We start from the raw sequence: 16,827 nt of genomic DNA on the forward strand, positions 1-16,827 counted from the left end.
TTGCTGTTTTTAACATATTATTTCGTTACCGTGTTTAAAAAGCGTTCCACAGTATAGGTGGCCAGCTGCCCGCCGGGCCCGTTCAAATTAAAATCGAAACCGTGGGTTGCCCAGGGTAGTTTAAGCAGGAAATGTTTGATACCATTTTTAGCCAGTTTTTCATTCATGCGTCGGCTGTGCTCGGGCGATACCAGCACATCGTTGTCTCCATGAATGATCAATGTTGGGGGTGATTGATGATCGATAAACTCCAATGGTGAACTTGCCGCAAATTTTTCCGGAACCTGCTCATAGCCGCCGCCAATATAATCACGCATTACCTGGCGCGAATCCATAATGAGTGGACTTGACGGAATAGAATACCCCCAAACCATATCGGCAGGGCCATAATAATCAATTACGCCTTTGATGTTTTTTTCGTGCATGGTATAAGCCGCCATCAAGGCTATTTGAGCCCCGGCCGAGCGGCCGAGTAATACAAAATTATTGGTATCGATATGAAGTTCGGGAGCGTGTGTTTTTAAATAGTTGAACGCTGCGCGCAGGTCTTCAGGCGGAGCCGGAGCCTGGTATTTTGGTGCAAGCCGGTAATTGATAGCTGCCACGTTATAACCCCGTAAGGCCAGATAACTATTCAATTCGGGAAGCTGTTTATTATCACCCTTATTCCACGCTCCGCCGTGAACAACAATAACACATGACCGGTTCCCAACTATCTGCGATGGATAATAATCCATAGAAAGCGTTGTGCCATCGGGATAAGAAACATAATTTATTTGTTTGCTATTTACGGTTTTACGACTCGGAAATATTTTCCAAAAACTAAATGGCTGCTGATTATTGTCACCATTGATAATGGTACTGCCCGTCCCAAAGGCGGCGCTAAAATTTTGTTTTAAACTGCCGGCAACAGCGTAAGCCCTAAATATAGGCGAAGCGAAGAGCACCAAAGCTATCAGCCCTAAAATAGTACCTGCAAGCTGGTATTTGCTCACATAAAAACCGCTTAATATGGCTATGGAAATTACAACAATGAAAAACCATGAAAACTCGGTTACCACGATGGAAAGCAGCCACATGTAGTATTCAAATGCTTTGAAAATAGTAAGCAGCGATAACAGGAATAAAATAATTATGATAATTAAACGGATCATGTAGTAGTTTTATGAAATAAGTTGTGGCGTACTATCCACTCGTTACCATTTTAAAAATTTTAATTTAGGCACAATCCATAAAACAGGTACAATAATATACCCTCCCTTTTTGGTCTGATTTTTAGTATAAGCTTGTTCAAAAGTGTTTACCACTCGCTGTTCTTTTCCTTGTAGCCGGTCCACACATAAATAACTATGGCGCTGACGTTAAACTACAAAAGGTAGCCAGCATCAGGCTATGGAGCCAAGGTAATCCCAATACCAAAAAGGATTTTTAAGGGGCTTATCATCTATTTGGCTTTAGCAGAGTTGATAAATGCCAAAGCATCGTCGGCATGTTCCTTACCTTGCAGCATGGCCTCGTGGGTATAAACTATTTTGCCTTTCAAATCAACCACAAAAGTTTCCCGGCCCGACATAAAAAACTTCTTTTTTACGCCGAACATATCGTAAACCTTGTTGTCTGGGTCACTCAGCACTGTAAAGGGCAGTTTATAATGATTGGCAAAGGCCTTGTGGCTTGCTACCGTGCCGCTGTTTATGCCGATAACCATAGCGCCAGCTTTAGTAAATTTATCAAAGCTATCCCTGAAAGCACAGGCCTCTTTGGTACAAACCATGCTTTCATCCTTTGGATAAAAATAGATAACCAGTACTTTTTTACCCACATATTCGGCAGTGTTAAAAGCTTTGCCGTTTTGATCAGTAAGGGAAAAAGATGGGATTTTATCTCCGGTAACAAGTTGTTTTCCGGTTTGTGCTTCGGCAGCACAGGCAAACAGGAAAGAGGCCAGTAAAATGGCTATGAGGTATTTGATCATGGTTGGGCTCATTTTTCCTTACTTACGTTAAATGTGTTATACTCCGATTGGTGCTTTTAAAATAAAAAAGGCTTGCAATTTGTTTTAATCGCAAGCCTTTAGCATTCAGTGTAAAAACAATATTACACGAGGTTCTTTTTAATATAGCTGATGCTTTGTGTAATGCTGTTAAAAGGATCGCCTGGGCAAACATCCTGCTCAACAAAGAAGTATTTAAGGCCAGATTTTTTAGCCTGGGTAAAGATCTTCTTAAAGTCGATGGTGCCGTTACCAACCTCAGTAAATTTCTTTTCGGGGGTTTTATCCATATCCTTAACATGCCACAGCGGGAAACGACCGGGGTGTTTATCGATAAGCGCGATAGGGTCCTGGTTGGCCTTGGTTACCCAGTAAAGGTCCATTTCCATTTTCACCATGTCCTTGTCGGTATTTTCCAATAAGATCTCGTATGGGTATTTGCCGTTTTCCTGTATAAATTCAAAATCATGGTTGTGGTAGCAAAGCTGGATGCCTGCGCCTTTACAGGTTTCGCCGGCGATATCAAGCATGTTGGCCACGTTTTTATAATGGTCGAGATTGCCGCGTTCTGATTGGGAGAGGTAGGCGCAAACCATGTATTGCACACCTGCCTCAGCAGCATCGTCAACCGCTTTTTTCCAGTCGTTCATGATGGTACCTTTCTGATGTTCGCCATTAACCAGCTCTTCACCTAAACGGTAGTGCGCACTTGGCATAATGAGGCCGTTCTGTTTTAAAACATTTGCAAAATCAGTGGGGCGCATGCCATAAAATAATTCGGTACCTGTATAGGTTGCACCTTCAACAGAGGTATAGCCTGTTTTGGCAACTTTTGCTAATGCAGCAACGGGATCAGCGGCCATGGCATCACGTACGGTATATAATTGTAAGCCGATATATTTTTTATCATATGCAAACAAATTAGGAGCTGCCAGCAAACCTGCTGAAAGTAGCGCCGAAGTTTTTAGAAAGGAGCGTCTGGTAGTCATTGGTTTATGTTTTATTAATTGGTTGTGTAAATATAACGCATTAAAAATGCCAAAACAAAGACCGAAGTTACGTTGATTGGTTTAATGCAGAGATATAGTATTGTAATTTTTACAGGCGTGGCTAAGGAGTATAGAAAAGAAAAAGAGGCTGTATCATAAATCAAATTGATCACCCCTTGGTGTTGTGTTACCTATAAATTGAAATTTAGCCGATAATATTTATACAAAAAGGGGGGTAACATGTTTTTCACATAAAAAACATTAAATAGTTTGATTATTAACTATATAAGTAAATGTTAACCCTGTTAACCCCCTTTTGTTAGTAGAGTCAATCCAACTCAAAACCATATATCGCTTAAGTGGCTGAATAGGTCAAAAAAAAGAGGCTGATGATATAGCCTCTTTTCGTATACTTTAACAAGGATTATCTTCCTTTTTTAATGTTTGGAAATTTCATTTTATAATCCACATCAACCATGCCTTTCGAAATCTCATTGAGCTTTTTTTCGATAAGGCGTTTACGCAGCGGGCTTAGCTTATCGGTAAATAGCTTGCCTTCAATATGATCGTACTCATGCTGGATAACGCGGGCGGCCATACCTTTAAAGGTTTCTTCATGATGCTTCCAGTGCTCGTCATAATATGACATGCGTACAACAGGCTTGCGGTACACATCCTCGCGGATATCCGGTATGCTCAGGCAGCCTTCGTTAAAGCCCCATTCCTCGCCGGTTTCTTCGAGTATGGTAGCGTTGATAAATGCTTTTTTAAAATCCTTCAGTTCCGGTTCGTCATCATCAAAAGGTGTGGCATCAACCACAAACAAACGCATTGACATGCCCACCTGTGGCGCAGCCAGGCCAACACCACGGGCCGCATACATGGTTTCAAACATATTATCAACCAGTTCTTTTATATGCGGATACTCGTCGGGCTCAATGGCTGTTGCTTTCTTTCTTAAAACAGGATCACCGTAGGCAATGATAGGGTACTTCATCGTGCAAAAATAAAGGATTATTGCTTAGGCTCAAATAGCAAAGTGATCAAGCGGTTATTATCAAAAATTTCATTGCTGATCTCCAGCAATTGCTCGGCACTTACCTGGTTAATTTTAGCAAAGATCTCTTCAAGCGTGTCGATGCGATTAAAATCAACCATGCTTTTGGCCATGGCAATAATGAGGCTCATCCGGTTCTCTTCGGCTAATGCTATCTGCCCGATAAATTTTTGCCGGGCCTGGTGCAATTGTAACGTGCCCAGCTTTTGGTCGCGCAGTTTTTTTAGTTCTTTATGAACCAGCTTGGATGCTTTGCCGGCTTTTTCTGTATCGGTACCAAAATAAATGGAGAAGATACCGGTGTCGGTTAAGGGAGTATAGTTTGATTCGACGGTATAGGCTATGCCATGTTTTTCCCGGATCTCAAGATTAAGCCGGCTGCTCATACCAACGCCACCCAGCAGGTTGTTAAGCAATAGTAAGCCCCACTTATGCTCATGCCCTGATGAATAGGCCTGCGTACCTATCATGCAGTGTGTTTGCGAAATTGGTTTATTAAAAAGGTGGATACCGGCAGGGCTCAATGCGGGCTTTATCCTGTTTTTTTGAAGCTGATTAAAAGGCACATGCCCAAAATATTTTTCGGCCATGGCTACCAGTTTTTTGAAGTCATAATTGCCGTGTACGGCAAAGATCATTTCCGTTGTATTATAGTTGGCAGCTATGAACCTGCGGATATCATCCCCGTTAAGCCGGCCAACCGTTTCGGGCGTACCTAAAATGTTTTGCCCCATAGGGTGTTCTTTGAACAGCAGTTCTTCAAAATCGTCCTGGATGGCTTCTTCCGGCTGGTCAAGATAGGAGGCTATTTCATCTAAAATAACTCCCCGTTCCTTTTCCTGCTCATCATCAGGGAATGTGGAGTGAAATAAAATATCCTCAAAAAGATCCATAGTGCGGTCAAGATGCTGGTTAAGCAGCGATGCATGGATGCAGGTATACTCTTTAGTGGTATAAGCGTTCAGGTCGGCACCAACAAGTTCAAGCCTGTTGAGGATCTGGTTGGTGTTACGCCGTTCGGTTTCTTTAAACAGCAGGTGCTCAATGAAATGCGCAAGTCCTTCCTGTCCCGGAATTTCATCGCGTGAACCCGCGTTTACAATAAAGCAGCAATGTGTAATTGCAGATGGCCAGTGCTTGTATAGTATACGAATGCCATTGGGCAAAGTATAAAGTTGATAGTCAATCATTCGACTGCAAAGATAAGCTTATATGTCACAATTATTTTTCATGTTATTGTAAGTGATTTATAGTATTTTAGGACCTTAAAAACAAGTTTCGCCACGGTTAAACTACAAAAGCGAGATCATACTACCTTTAAAATCGAACAAAAACCAAATGAAAAAACAAATAGCCGACCTTGAATTTGAAATACTGATAACTGCCGAAAAGATTGAAGAACAGGTGAAAGCCATTGGAGCGCAATTAAGTGAAGATTATAATAACAGCGTGCCGGTTTTTATTGGCGTACTAAACGGAAGTTTTTTGTTTATTGCCGACCTGATAAAACAAGTGAGCATTCCCTGCGAAATTAACTTCACCAAATTAGCTTCATACTACGGCGGTACTACCAGCACACTAAAAATACGGGAGGATATTGATTTAACGGTTGATATAAAAGGACGAGACGTGCTTATTATTGAAGATATAGTAGATACCGGCAATACAGCTCATTACCTGATTGAAAAACTGAAGGAAAGAGGTCCGGCCTCTTTGAAGTTATGTTCGTTATTGTTGAAGCCTGCCGCTTTGCAAAAAACGATAGACGAGCTTAAATATGTAGGCTTTGAAATTGAGAATGAGTTTGTAGTTGGGTATGGCCTTGATTACAAAGAAATGGGCCGGAACCTGGCAGATATTTATAAAAGGGTAGGTTAAAAGCAATATTTGTTTCATAAAGTACCAGCCGTTCAGGTTGGTTTATAGGGCCTTGCGAGCAATTTTTTTAACGGTTGATTAAAACATTAACACCCCTGCTTCGTTTTAGGATTTATGAAAAATACATCTTTACTTTTATCAGGCTGCATGGCAGCTTCGTTCTTGTTCTCTTCATGTGATAAAACCACGCCAACTACTTCAACTGTTGCTATTACCGTAACGGATGGGCTAACCGGCGCTGCTTCAGCAGGTGCAACGGTAAGGTTGTACGACGATGTAAATAAGCCCAATACCGGCGAAGCTCCTGCTTATACGCTTACGGCAGACGCTTCAGGAAAAATCACGGCGTCAGTTGCATATATCGGCGGATATTATATTGTTGCTGAGAACGGCACCCGCAAAAGTTATTATGGCGGGCTAATCCCGATAGGTATTTTTAAATCACAATCAGACATAGACAGCAGCCCAAAGCAAACGCCGGCCGCAACAATAGGCTCGGTGAAGTTTAAGGACACCAATGGCGATGGCGTTATTAATGATTCTGACAAAACGCATGCACCAAACTTGTTTTTAGAAGCCGGGCAAACACTTACTTATAGTACAGCGGTTTATTAATTTTAGGAAAGGAATATTTTTATAATAAAGCTACAGGTGAAAACCTGTAGCTTTATTATTTAATTGAAAAGGCTAATTTTTTTAAGTAATCAATATTTCTCTCTTAATGAAAAGGATATTTATCAGCCTGGTCACTATCCTGCTTTTAATAGCTGTGGTTATGTCATTAACCGGCTACACCCTCGCTATTCCGTTATCGCAAATTAATAATGATAGGCCCAACCACTTATTACCCAAAGGAAAGCCGGGCGAAAGTTTACAGCTGTTTTCAGGTTGTGATTTTTCCAAAGGCGATTGGACTGCCTATATTGTAATTGCGCCCGAAGATTTTGATGAGCTTAATCCTAATGTCGGAAAAAGGATTTGCTGGAAAACAAATAGCAGAACCTTGCTCGCTCAAATGAAAAAAAACTGGGTTTTTAAATATCGTGAAAATGATGACATGGCTACAGTAAACAGTTCTTTTTACCTTGTACGGGATGGGCATATAGTTTTTGAATCGGGAATAGTACTGGATAAAAACATCCAAGGCTTACAGAACTCAAATTACGGCTGGATGCAGCCGGTAGATGGGGGCGCTTTTATAAATGTTTGCAAGGGCTTTGAAAAAGTATACTGGCCGGTTGTGTTTTTTTAATTGCGCGATATGTTGCCGTGGGGAGATAGCAACGGGGGAGTGATTATTATAAACGATAAAAGCATTCCCGGTAAACAACAAACCCTTTCCCCGGTTGTCGTGTCCTCACGACAACATGCCTGATAAATTATATTCTCCAAACTGCTATCGTTATCTCCAAATTCTTGTTACGTTTATTTAATGGAATTTGATGAGATCTATTTTTATACAGCTACAATTAACAACTGGATCCCGCTGCTTCAGACTGATAAATTTAAACACATAGTATTAAATAGCCTGATTTATTTGGTTAAGCAGAAAAAGATAGAAATCTATGGTTTTGTTATTATGCCCAATCACATTCACCTGATTTGGTCTGGATCGAAAATGAATGGCAAGGAAAAGCCTTTTGCCAGCTTTATGAAGTTTACCGGGCATCAGTTTTTAGACGAATTGCAAGCGACAGAAGAACAGCTACTGACCAAGTTCAAAACCGATTTGAAAAACCGGAATTACCTGTTTTGACAAACCAACTCATTGCCGATAAAAGTACTCGACCGAAAAATGTTAGAACAAAAGTTGGATTATATCCATCTCAACCCCTTACAGGCACATTGGAATTTAACTGATGATCCCAATAAATATTATTTTTCGTCGTGTTCATTTTATGAGCAGGAGGATAAAAAGTTTGATTGGTTAACGCATTATATGGATGCGATGTAACTTTACGTGCGTGTTGCTTGGCGTGTGCGTTGCCGTGGGGACACGGCAACCTGGACTTTTTTTCCGAGGTTTGTGTCTCACAAACCTCGTTTTTATTTCCCCGTTGTCGTGTCCTCACGACAACTCGTCAATGTCTTATAAAAAGGATATGTTGCCGTGTGGATACGGCAACGGAAAGAATTACCCTATCCCGGCAACCTCGCTTAACATCCTCACCGCCTCATCAACACTATCAATCCCCTCAATGCCTAACCTAAGCGTGTTTTTCACTTCTTTAAGATTAGTGCGCCTTGGATTGGACTGCACAAAGCTCAACACATTCCTGAAAGCTTCCGTTTCAAAATAAGTTGATTGCTGGTTGGTGATAAAGTAACCTCTCAAAACGTTTTTCTTGAGCGAGATCTTTTCAAAACCTATCGCCTTGCCCAGCCATTGCAGGCGTAAGGTATTAAGCAGGCCATTAACCTGCGCAGGTACCGGGCCGAAACGGTCATGGAGTTTTTGCTGAAATGCCTGTAGCTCCACTTCGTTTTCCAGTTTGGAAAGTTCAGTATACAGGTTATACCGTTCGGAGATATTGGTTACATACTCATCGGGGATGAGAATCTCCAGGTCGGTATCAATTTGGGTGAAGGATATGTAGGGGCGAGGCTTATCCTCTGGGAACACGCCTTTAAACTCATCTTCCTTAAGTTCCTGTATGGCTTCGTCAAGGATCTTGTGGTACATTTCAAAGCCTATTTCGGCAATGAAACCACTTTGTTCGGCGCCAAGCAGGTTTCCGCTGCCGCGGATGTCAAGATCGCGCATAGCCACGTTAAAGCCGCTTCCCAGATCGCTGAATTCTTCAATAGCGCTAAGCCGTTTGCGGGCCTCGCTGGTTAGGGTTGATAATGGAGGGCTTAACAAATAACAATATGCTTTTTTATTGCTTCGCCCCACACGGCCGCGCATCTGGTGCAGATCGCTAAGGCCAAACATATGGGCGTAGTTGATGATGATGGTATTGGCGTTAGGAATATCCAAACCGGCCTCAATGATGGTTGTGGCTACCAGAACATCGTACTCATGGTTCACAAATTTGAGCATCACATCTTCCAGGTCGTCACCTTCCAATTGGCCGTGGGCAATGCCGATACGGGCTTTAGGTACCAATTTACGGATCATGCCGCCCAGTTGGGGCAAGTCGGCAACACGGTTGTGGATAAAGAAGATCTGTCCGCCGCGGTCTATCTCAAACTCAACAGCCTCCTTGATCAACTTATCGTTGAATACATGCAGCTCGGTAACAACCGGCTGGCGGTTAGGTGGTGGTGTTGATATGATAGAAAGGTCACGCGCGCCCATCAATGAAAAATGGAGCGTACGCGGGATTGGCGTAGCCGTTAAGGTGAGCGTATCTACATTAGCGCGCATCTGTTTCAGCTTTTCTTTGGTTGATACGCCAAACTTCTGCTCTTCGTCAATGATCATGAGGCCAAGATCCTTGAACTTCACATCCTTACTCACCAAACGATGGGTGCCGATAATGATATCAACTTTACCTTCCTTCAGTTTCTCAAGCGTATCCTTGATCTGCCGGGTTGATTTAAAGCGGTTAACGTAATCAATATTGGCAGGAAAGCCCTTGAGCCTGTCGGTAAAGGTTTTGTAATGCTGTGCTGCTAAAATAGTAGTTGGCACCAGTATCGCAACTTGTTTGCTATCGGCTACCGCTTTGAAAGCTGCCCGAACGGCAACCTCGGTTTTACCAAAACCTACGTCGCCGCAAATGAGGCGGTCCATAGGGTGGGGCGATTCCATGTCCCTTTTAAAGTCGGCAGTAGCTTTTTCCTGGTCGGGGGTATCCTCATACAGAAATGATGCTTCCAGCTCGGTTTGCAGGTAACTATCGGGCGAAAAGGCATTGCCATGCTGAGCTTTACGGACTGCATAAAGCTTGATCAGGTCGCGGGCTATGTCCTTAACTTTTTTTTTTGTTGTTTTCTTAAGGCGTTCCCAGGTATCGGTACCCAGTTTATTCATTTTTGGAACTGAGCCTTCTTTGCCGCTGAATTTGGAGATGCGGTTAAGCGAGTTGATGTTTACATACAACAGGTCGTTATCAGCATAAATAAGGCGGATCATTTCTTGTTGTTTGCCATTTACATCTACCTTTTCCAGACCTGCATATTTGCCTATGCCATGGTCTATATGAGTAACATAATCGCCTGGCTTAAGGTCACGGAGCTCTTTAAGGGTGATGGCCTGCGAGCGCTGGTAGCCCTTGCGGGTTTTATATTTATAATAACGGTCAAATATCTGGTGATCTGTGTAGCAGGCCAATTTTTGCTCATGGTCAATAAAACCTTCACGGACCGAGATACTAACCGGGGTAAATTTTACCGTTTTATCCAGGTCGTCAAGAATAGCATACAAGCGCTCAACCTGTTTGGCCGAATCCGTAAAAATGAAATTCTCTATCTTATCGGCTTCGTTATTTTTAAAATTATGGATGAGCAGCGTAAAATCCTTATTGAACGATGGCTGGGGCCGCATATCAAAATTGATGGCGGTAGCATCGTTATAAAAAAACTGCTTGCCGAACTCCACTACCGGAAAATCATGCAGCTGATCGCCGATCAGTTTTTCGTCGGTAAAGCCAAATTTAGGATCTATCCAATCGGGATTTTGTGCTTTTTCATCAGCAGAAAGAGCCTTCCACAGGTTCACGGCTTTTTTATAGCCTGTTTGGATAATATCCAGCGTAAACTGAACGTCTTTGATCCATACCTGCGTGCCTGTTTCTACGTATTCGAGCAGGGAGATATTGTTTTCGGTTAAAAATTTTGATTGTACGTTAGGTACAATGGTGATGCTTTTAACCCGCTCAGCCGAAAGCTGGCTCTCAATCTCAAACGTACGGATCGACTCGATAAAATCGCCAAAGAACTCAACCCGGTAGGGAAGTACATGCGAAAAAGAAAAAATATCAACAATGCCGCCACGGATGGAGAACTGCCCCGGTTCGTACACAAAATCAACGCGTTCAAAATCATACTCTACCAAAAACTCATTGATAAAATCAATGCTGAGTTTGTTGCCAACGGCAATTTCGAGGGTGTTTTTTTCGAGGGATAAACGGTCTATCACCTTTTCGGCCAAAGCTTCGGGGTAGGTAACAATCAGCTGTCCATATTCGGTACTGTGGTTAAGCTCGTTTAAAACCTCGGCACGGGCAAGCACATTGCTGCTGTCGGGCTGGGTAAATTCAAATGGCTTACGGTAGGATGAGGGGAACAGCAGAGCTTCTTTGCCGGTAAGGTTTTCCAGGTCGGCCTGGAAGTAACCTGCTTCTTCGCGGTCGGGCAGTACAAACACCATGTGCTTGTGCTGCAAAAAATACAATGCTACCGCCATGGCCGAATCACTTGATCCCACCAAACCACGTAGCTGTACCCTTGGATTTTTTGATGCGTTAAGCGCGGTAGCCAACGCTTTTATCCGGTCATCAGCCTTGTACCTGTCTAATATATCGCGGATGTTCAAATTGCGGCAAAGATAAACAAAAAAGGAAAACCCAATTAAAAAAGCATCAGGCTAAAATTAATGCAAACAATATAGCTGCTTATTTACTTTTAAATGATAAATTTATGTATGTAAACAGGCATACCAATTTATAAACTCAACCTTAATTTTATAATTATGAAGAATGCAGTTTTATTCGGGGGAATTGTGGGCGTACTAAGCTTAGTATGGGTTTTTGCCATGCCAAAATTCGGTGTTATGCCCCAAAAAGATGTAGTATCCCCAGCCGAATACTTTTCATTTGTTATACCGGCCGTAGGTCTTTTTCTTGGTATCATGAGTTATAGAAAAAACGACTGCAAAGGTCAGATGGGCTTTTTGGAGGCTCTTTTTCAAAGCTTTAAAATATTAATTGTAGGCGGCATCATAGCCGTTTTTGGTTCTATCCTTTATATCAGCTACATTTCATCATCGGGCGATAATATACAGGATTTTTCAGAGCGGATTTTTGGGGCATTGATAGTTGGCGTACTGCTTGCCTTCGCGGTATCATTGTTATTTACCAATAAGGCAAACAAAGTTGATTAGGCGTTATTTTTCAAAATATTTTGAACTATTGTTCTGGACAGCCGCGATGCTTTCACTGGCGATGACCTCGCCAACTGAAGCGTCGCATTTTACACTGTGTCCTCTTAAGCTGATGGGCATAGGCTGGTGCCCCGGCTGCGGTTTAGGACATAGTATTATTTATCTTTTCCATGGCGATATCAGCAATTCGTTTCGTGCTCACTGGCTTGGCATCCCTGCCGCAGCTGTGATATTTAACCGGATTTATGTGCTTTTAAAAGCGCGGCTGGTTGAACGGCAGTTTAAAGGAGTTGTGTGATTTTCTTAAATCTTCTATAATTTCTCTACTCCCGTCATTGCTTCGTACCTGGCAATGACGGGAGTAGAACAGAAGTGTTCTCCCTTTCACCGCCAAAACCCATCAATTCACCGACTTCTTATCTCTGCTAACCTATCTCTCATAGGCGTTTTAAAGAACCCGCTATACCTTTATATCATAAAACAATCGCAAACTTTAAAACTTACTGAGATGAACACTTATCAAAACCCATATATGTCTTTCGACGGTATCACTCCCGAAGAATATACATTTCTGCAACAGGCTACTGCCTCTTTAACGGAAAATCAGGCACGTACTTTTATGTCATTTTATGCCAGCAAAAGACGTAACCCTCAAGACATCATGTTTGCTACGCTGGCCGGTTTCCTTGGTGTATCAGGCGTACAGCGTTTCATGACCGATCAAATCGGTATGGGCATTCTTTATTTTTTCACCGCAGGCTTTTGTTTCATCGGTACCATTGTCGACCTGATCAATTACAAAACCATCGCCAACGATTACAACAGGCAAATGGCCTACGAAAGCTTCAACATAGCTAAAATGAGCAACTAAATCCCTTTAAGGGTTAGTTTCACTATATATCAATAAAAAATCCACCTTCTGTTACGGGGTGGATTTTTTTTTCAAATTTAATTATAAACGTCATGCCGAACTTGTTTCGGCACCCCATCAGAAGGGTATAAAGCCTGCATTGCACACGGCTTAGCAAATGGGGTGCTGAAACAAGTTCAGCATGACCAAATTTTGTCTTACTTCATCGATTTATCCCTTACACCTTTAAACTCCGATCCATTTTTCCAGCCAGGGAAGGTTGTTTCGTTGCTTAGCTTAGTGCCAACTTCGTAAAGGATGTTGGCTATCTGGGCCATGCCGGTAGCGTCCATGGTATCGGTGTAGTTATCGGCCTGCTGGTGATAGCGGTTATCGCCGTAATCTTTTTGTTTAGCCTCACCATAGCTGCCATCATGTATTACACTGATGCTGCCATTGTTAATATCAAGCGCCGGCACACCAACTTTAGCAAAGTTAAAATGATCTGACCGGTAGTAGCTGCCTGCACCGGGGTGCCTGTCGCCAACTGTCCTAAGGCCCTGCGCTTTGACTATTTCGTCGACGTAATCTTCCAGATCATTCTGACCTTTGCCTGTTACAGCTATGTCCTTGGTTTCGCCATAGTCGCCAAGGGCATCCATGTTAAGGTCGGCCACGGTTTTGTTAACCGGGTAAATAGGGTGGGTGGCATAATATTCTGAACCCAGTAAGCCCTGCTCTTCGGCGGTAACGGCTAAAAATACGATAGAGCGTTTAGGCTTTTCTTTAGCCTTGTTGAATGCATTGGCTACGCTGATGATAGCGGCAACGCCATCGGCATTATCAACAGCGCCGTTATAAATGCTATCTCCTTTGGCATCAGGTTTGCCTACACCCAGGTGGTCCCAATGTGCAGTGTATAGCACATATTCGTTAGGTTGAGAACTGCCTTTAAGCGTACCGATAACATTGTGAGATGTTGAATATTTTAGCTGGTTGTTGATAGTTAAAGTGACCGATTGTTTAAGTGGGATTGCTTTAAAGTCTTTTTTACGGGCTAATGCACGGAAATCGCCGGTGATGCCTGCTTCTGCCAATAGTTTTTTGCCTATATCTTCGGTGATCCAGCCTTCAACCTTGCATCGGTTCATATGCTTATCTTTTTGCTGCAGGTAAAGTTTGGCGCCAGTGTTACTGTTTGATACCACTTCCCAGCCATAACTTGCGGGCTCTTTTTGGTGGATGATAAGTACACCAGCAGCACCCTGGCGGGCGGCTTCTTCATACTTGTAGGTCCACCGGCCGTAATAGGTCATGGTATCACCTTTAAAAAAGGTTGGATCGCCGTTTTTAAAGCCCGGATCATTCACCAGTACTACTACTGTTTTGCCTTTTACATCAAGACCGGCATAATCGTTCCAGTGATATTCGGGTGCGACAACGCCATATCCTGCAAAAATTAGCGGCGAGTTTTTAAGCGTTACGGAATCGACCTCGCGGCGACTGAATGTTACAAAATCGGTGGTAGAGTGCAGGCTGAGCGGGGTTTTGCCGCCGGAGATCTCCATTACGGGAAATGGCGTGCTGGTGATCTGCACCATAGGCACATCCTGGAAATAGCTGCCATTGTTGCCCGGCTCAAGTCCGGCTTTTTTAAACTGCTCGGAAATGTATTTGATGGCCTTGTCTTCGCCGGCGGTAAAAGGCTTACGGCCCATCATGGAATCATTGGCCAATGCCGAAATGTATTTCTTTATTTCGGCGGCAGTAACAGCCTTTTCGGCGGGCACGCTTTTATTATTCTGGCAGCCTGCAAAAATAGCAAGACCACCAATAAGCATCAGGTATCGGTGTTTGATTTTCATATTGATAGAAATTTTGCGAAAGAACCGAATTTACATAAATCCCCGGCAATTATCCAATCAGCAATGCGTTGAAGAAATTTTTGCCACAAATCTTTCAGCATTAATCGAATCATACTTTACGGAAAATTCGTGTAATTCGAATTAATTGTATGCTACTGCGAAGGCAATTCGTATATAATTATCTTTTCGTCTTCAACTCAGGTCTGCTTAGTTTGATAATTTGCCATGCTACCTCTGCACTTGATAATGCTACCAGCGCAAAAATAGCTGCCGAAAGGGCTTTTGGTGTCGAGCTTAAAGCTCCGCCCAGCGCTACACCGTAAACAATAAATGGCAGCAGCAAAACAAGGCACAAGCCGGTAACACTAAGCGGAATGCGGAAAGGCCGCTCTTTCAGCGGTTCTTTGATGCGGAGTTTTACAAGGGCAACATACTCCAAAGAAAGGCCGGCACCGTAAACGGTTACATCGATGATGAGCAGGTCGGCAAAGGTCCACAATACCATAAAGCTTACTACTATGGAGCAGATAATAATGGAAACGAAAGGTGTTTTGAACCGCGGGTGAAGCTTGTTTAGTCCTTTGGGCAGTAAATTATCTTCGGACATCACCTGCGGTACACGCGATACTGATAACAACACAGCTGTATAAATCCCCAGGGTACTGGCCATGCCGCCTGCGGCCACTACTATGCCCAGCCAATGCCCGCCAATGAGTACGCCTAACGCGGGGAAGCCGCTATCGGTTAATGTATCATGGTTAATGCCCGATTGCTGGGCTACCCAAATAGCAAAAAAATAGATCACCATTACAAGCGCGAATGCTGTAAAAATAGAAATGAGATAGGAGCGGACAGGCTTTTCAACCTCTTCGGCATAGGTGGTCACGTTATCCCAGCCCAGGCAGTTCCACATCACGGTATACAAAGCCATCCCGAACGACGGGAAACTAAGCCCTTTTAATGAAGTTGTAGGAATGTGCATCGCCCCGCTATGGTGATAAATGCCTAATACGATCAATAAAATAATTGGGGCAAGCACGGCGGCGCTTAAAAATACCGAAACCTTACCCACCGGCATAATCCCTAAGATATTTAATCCTGCCGAGGCCCAGATTACCACCAAACAAACGGGGATCTGAAAGTTTAACAGTTCAGGGAAAAAGAAACCTGCATATTGCACAAACAGCACGGGGTAAATAGCCAGGTCAACAAAAGTATAAAGCCAGGTCCACCAGCCTTCAATAAAACCCCAATGCAGACCGAGAGCGTATTTTACCCATTTATAATAGCCGCCGGTTATAGGCATCATGCTATTAAGCTCAAGTACCGTGAATATGGCCGGTACATCCCACATTAGCGGGGTTATAAGTAAGATGAGTAAAGCCCCATGATCGCCGGCATAACTCAATAGCGGTTCGAGACCATAAGGGCCGCCGGATACAGTAAAGAAAATAACAGCAACAAGCTGTATTGGGCGTATTTTTTTTAATGAGGCTGCAGAGGGCATAAGCTATAAAAATATAACTTATGTGTTAATATTTTAATTTTTTGTTGATGTCCTTGCGTCGTGCTGAACTTGTTTCAGCATCCCACGCGCCAAGTAACACACATGCTAAGCAATCAGCAGCTTGTCCGGGGGGACTTAACAAAAAGGCCAGCTTTGCAGCCGGCCTTCGTTGATCATTCATAACGCCCTCGTAAAGAATAAACATTAATGGTTTCATCAACCACGTCATAGATAATACGGTGTTCGGAGTTTATTCGTCTCGATCACTTGCCTGTTAATTTATATTTGAGAGGCTCCGGTTTTCCTATTCCTTCAAAAGGATGGGCTTTCATATTATTAAATATCTGCGAGATCTTTTTTTGAACAGCCTTATTGCCGGATTTTTTCCAATATTCAAAGTCCCTTCTCGTATAAGTCTATTTCCATAGGTCGTCGGTATTTACCCTAACGCCTTTTTTGCCAGCTTTTCGTGCCGCTTCGCCTGCTAATACCTGTTCAACAAATTCGACATTATATGAGCCTTTATCGTGTTTCTCAAAATTGATTTTGAGCGCTTTTAAAAAAGCTTTTATTGCTGCTGATTGTTCTTTGTTTTCAGGATATACAATGAATGTTTCCATATACAAGTTTAATCAATAA

Annotated in this window: 16 protein-coding genes and 1 pseudogene; 7 read left to right on the forward strand and 10 right to left on the reverse strand. The window is 42.9% G+C overall.

Features of this window, described 5'->3' with window-relative positions; all coding sequences use genetic code 11:
* Window positions 1–17: 17 nt before the first annotated feature.
* The 5 genes from AC1DUD_RS15275 to AC1DUD_RS15295 form a co-directional block, all read right to left on the reverse strand.
* Window positions 18–1,154 (reverse strand): alpha/beta hydrolase fold domain-containing protein, encoded by a 1,137-nt coding sequence (locus AC1DUD_RS15275; RefSeq protein ID WP_477375765.1) that lies wholly within the window; start codon window positions 1,152–1,154, stop codon window positions 18–20.
* Between the two features lie 290 nt (window positions 1,155–1,444).
* The gene (locus AC1DUD_RS15280; protein ID WP_477375767.1) at window positions 1,445–1,975 is read right to left on the reverse strand and encodes a peroxiredoxin; all 531 of its coding nucleotides are present in this window, start codon (window positions 1,973–1,975) and stop codon (window positions 1,445–1,447) included.
* Window positions 1,976–2,097: 122 nt separating this feature from the next.
* On the reverse strand, window positions 2,098–2,982 hold the full coding sequence (locus AC1DUD_RS15285) for a sugar phosphate isomerase/epimerase family protein (protein WP_477375769.1): 885 nt from the start codon (window positions 2,980–2,982) through the stop codon (window positions 2,098–2,100).
* Window positions 2,983–3,406: 424 nt separating this feature from the next.
* The gene (gene def, locus AC1DUD_RS15290; RefSeq protein ID WP_121232833.1) at window positions 3,407–3,979 is read right to left on the reverse strand and encodes a peptide deformylase; all 573 of its coding nucleotides are present in this window, start codon (window positions 3,977–3,979) and stop codon (window positions 3,407–3,409) included.
* A 17-nt stretch (window positions 3,980–3,996) separates the two neighbouring features.
* Window positions 3,997–5,226: a M16 family metallopeptidase gene (locus AC1DUD_RS15295; protein WP_477376253.1), complete on the reverse strand. Its 1,230-nt coding sequence runs from the start codon at window positions 5,224–5,226 to the stop codon at window positions 3,997–3,999.
* A gap of 151 nt (window positions 5,227–5,377) precedes the next feature.
* On the opposite strand from AC1DUD_RS15295, the gene hpt reads away from it, so the two are divergent.
* The 4 genes from hpt (at window position 5,378) to AC1DUD_RS15315 (ending at window position 7,673) form a co-directional block, all read left to right on the forward strand.
* Entirely contained in the window at window positions 5,378–5,917 is a 540-nt protein-coding gene (hpt, locus tag AC1DUD_RS15300; protein WP_477375772.1) for a hypoxanthine phosphoribosyltransferase, read from the forward strand.
* Window positions 5,918–6,031: 114 nt separating this feature from the next.
* Window positions 6,032–6,532 (forward strand): hypothetical protein, encoded by a 501-nt coding sequence (locus tag AC1DUD_RS15305; protein ID WP_477375774.1) that lies wholly within the window; start codon window positions 6,032–6,034, stop codon window positions 6,530–6,532.
* Between the two features lie 106 nt (window positions 6,533–6,638).
* Window positions 6,639–7,169: a hypothetical protein gene (locus tag AC1DUD_RS15310; RefSeq protein ID WP_477375776.1), complete on the forward strand. Its 531-nt coding sequence runs from the start codon at window positions 6,639–6,641 to the stop codon at window positions 7,167–7,169.
* Between the two features lie 180 nt (window positions 7,170–7,349).
* Entirely contained in the window at window positions 7,350–7,673 is a 324-nt protein-coding gene (locus AC1DUD_RS15315; RefSeq protein WP_477375778.1) for a transposase, read from the forward strand.
* Between the two features lie 378 nt (window positions 7,674–8,051).
* Here the strand turns inward: AC1DUD_RS15315 and mfd are convergent, their stop codons facing one another.
* Window positions 8,052–11,399 (reverse strand): transcription-repair coupling factor, encoded by a 3,348-nt coding sequence (mfd, locus tag AC1DUD_RS15320; protein ID WP_477375780.1) that lies wholly within the window; start codon window positions 11,397–11,399, stop codon window positions 8,052–8,054.
* Between the two features lie 156 nt (window positions 11,400–11,555).
* Here mfd and AC1DUD_RS15325 point away from each other — a divergent pair, with 156 nt between their 5' ends.
* From AC1DUD_RS15325 to AC1DUD_RS15335, 3 genes are all read left to right on the forward strand, one after another.
* The gene (locus AC1DUD_RS15325; protein WP_477375782.1) at window positions 11,556–11,966 is read left to right on the forward strand and encodes a DUF4199 domain-containing protein; all 411 of its coding nucleotides are present in this window, start codon (window positions 11,556–11,558) and stop codon (window positions 11,964–11,966) included.
* A complete protein-coding gene (locus AC1DUD_RS15330) occupies window positions 11,959–12,264 on the forward strand; it encodes a DUF2752 domain-containing protein (RefSeq protein WP_477375784.1) in 306 nt (101 codons plus the stop codon). The genes AC1DUD_RS15325 and AC1DUD_RS15330 overlap by 8 nt, the downstream gene beginning before the upstream one ends.
* A gap of 210 nt (window positions 12,265–12,474) precedes the next feature.
* A complete protein-coding gene (locus tag AC1DUD_RS15335; RefSeq protein ID WP_022830459.1) occupies window positions 12,475–12,837 on the forward strand; it encodes a TM2 domain-containing protein in 363 nt (120 codons plus the stop codon).
* Window positions 12,838–13,034: 197 nt separating this feature from the next.
* Here the strand turns inward: AC1DUD_RS15335 and AC1DUD_RS15340 are convergent, their stop codons facing one another.
* The 4 genes and pseudogenes from AC1DUD_RS15340 to AC1DUD_RS15355 form a co-directional block, all read right to left on the reverse strand.
* Window positions 13,035–14,681, reverse strand: coding sequence for a M28 family metallopeptidase (locus tag AC1DUD_RS15340; RefSeq protein WP_477375786.1), 1,647 nt, complete (start codon window positions 14,679–14,681; stop codon window positions 13,035–13,037).
* A gap of 178 nt (window positions 14,682–14,859) precedes the next feature.
* Complete coding sequence (locus AC1DUD_RS15345) at window positions 14,860–16,188, reverse strand: APC family permease (protein WP_477375788.1); 1,329 nt, start codon at window positions 16,186–16,188, stop codon at window positions 14,860–14,862.
* 263 nt (window positions 16,189–16,451) lie between these two features.
* Window positions 16,452–16,580: pseudogene (locus AC1DUD_RS15350) on the reverse strand (type II toxin-antitoxin system YoeB family toxin); the annotation flags it as partial.
* Between the two features lie 24 nt (window positions 16,581–16,604).
* Window positions 16,605–16,808, reverse strand: coding sequence for a DUF2683 family protein (locus tag AC1DUD_RS15355; protein ID WP_477375790.1), 204 nt, complete (start codon window positions 16,806–16,808; stop codon window positions 16,605–16,607).
* Between the last annotated feature and the right edge of the window lie 19 nt (window positions 16,809–16,827).

The organism is Mucilaginibacter sp. P4_A11, assembly GCF_056402535.1.

Excerpts from the sequence above, each read along its gene's own strand:
- AC1DUD_RS15325 (WP_477375782.1), top strand. The coding sequence starts at position 11,556 with ATGAAGAATGCAGTTTTATTCGGGGGAATTGTGGGCGTACTAAGCTTA.
- AC1DUD_RS15340 (WP_477375786.1), bottom strand. The coding sequence starts at position 14,681 with ATGAAAATCAAACACCGATACCTGATGCTTATTGGTGGTCTTGCTATT.
- hpt (WP_477375772.1), top strand. The coding sequence starts at position 5,378 with ATGAAAAAACAAATAGCCGACCTTGAATTTGAAATACTGATAACTGCC.
- AC1DUD_RS15310 (WP_477375776.1), top strand. The coding sequence starts at position 6,639 with ATGAAAAGGATATTTATCAGCCTGGTCACTATCCTGCTTTTAATAGCT.
- AC1DUD_RS15315 (WP_477375778.1), top strand. The coding sequence starts at position 7,350 with ATGGAATTTGATGAGATCTATTTTTATACAGCTACAATTAACAACTGG.
- AC1DUD_RS15305 (WP_477375774.1), top strand. The coding sequence starts at position 6,032 with ATGAAAAATACATCTTTACTTTTATCAGGCTGCATGGCAGCTTCGTTC.
- AC1DUD_RS15275 (WP_477375765.1), bottom strand. The coding sequence starts at position 1,154 with ATGATCCGTTTAATTATCATAATTATTTTATTCCTGTTATCGCTGCTT.
- AC1DUD_RS15285 (WP_477375769.1), bottom strand. The coding sequence starts at position 2,982 with ATGACTACCAGACGCTCCTTTCTAAAAACTTCGGCGCTACTTTCAGCA.
- AC1DUD_RS15345 (WP_477375788.1), bottom strand. The coding sequence starts at position 16,188 with ATGCCCTCTGCAGCCTCATTAAAAAAAATACGCCCAATACAGCTTGTT.
- def (WP_121232833.1), bottom strand. The coding sequence starts at position 3,979 with ATGAAGTACCCTATCATTGCCTACGGTGATCCTGTTTTAAGAAAGAAA.
- AC1DUD_RS15335 (WP_022830459.1), top strand. The coding sequence starts at position 12,475 with ATGAACACTTATCAAAACCCATATATGTCTTTCGACGGTATCACTCCC.
- AC1DUD_RS15355 (WP_477375790.1), bottom strand. The coding sequence starts at position 16,808 with ATGGAAACATTCATTGTATATCCTGAAAACAAAGAACAATCAGCAGCA.
- AC1DUD_RS15280 (WP_477375767.1), bottom strand. The coding sequence starts at position 1,975 with ATGATCAAATACCTCATAGCCATTTTACTGGCCTCTTTCCTGTTTGCC.